At 73.6% G+C, this 736-nt stretch carries 1 protein-coding gene; it reads left to right on the forward strand.

Annotated elements, in window-relative coordinates:
- Nucleotides 1-281: 281 nt before the first annotated feature.
- The coding region (locus AC2W7G_RS17690; protein WP_485869583.1) for a response regulator at nucleotides 282-736 on the forward strand (455 nt) is incomplete at its 3' end.

Consider the following 736-nt stretch of genomic DNA (forward strand, 5'->3'; position numbering starts at 1 on the left):
GCGCGTTCGCGCGGGCCGGGTTCACCGCCCACGACGCGGCCTACGGCGTGTAGAACGCGGTGAGCGGCGTCGTCCAGGCGGCCATGGTCGGCGACCTGCTGCCGGCCGCCGACGCCGACGTCCTGCTCGCGCCCTGGCGCGCCGTCCACGGCGACTGAGCAGCCCGCGAGAGGACCCAGCAGCACGGTCTCGTCACACCCGCACGATCGGCTCAGGTGCCCCGGCGGGCTGCCGATGGGGGAGTGGCCCGCCGCCCGGCGGCCCAGGACCGAAGGAACACCGTGCCATCCATCCGCGTGCTCGTCGTCGACGACTCCGTCGTCATCCGGCGACTCGTCACCGGGCTGCTGTCCGAGGATCCCGACATCGAGGTCGTCGGGACCGCGATCAACGGTCGCGCAGCCCTGCAGAAGCTCGAGGCGCTGCAGCCCGACCTCGTCACCATGGACATCGAGATGCCCGAGATGGACGGCATCGAGGCGGTCCGGGCCATCCGCGCCGGCGGCAGCCGCGTGCCGATCATCATGTTCAGCACCCTGACCGAGCGCGGCGCGACCGCCACCTTCGACGCGCTCTCCGCGGGCGCCTCGGACTACGTGCCCAAGCCGGCCAATGTCGGCAGCGTCGGACGCTCGATGGAGCAGGTCCGCGACGCGCTCATCCCGCGCATCAAGTCGCTCGTGCCCCGCGCCGGCCTCGCCCCCGTGCGTCCCGCCGCCGGCGGGCCGGGCCATCA

This window comes from Aeromicrobium sp. PFPM2_SD2 (genome assembly GCF_057364525.1).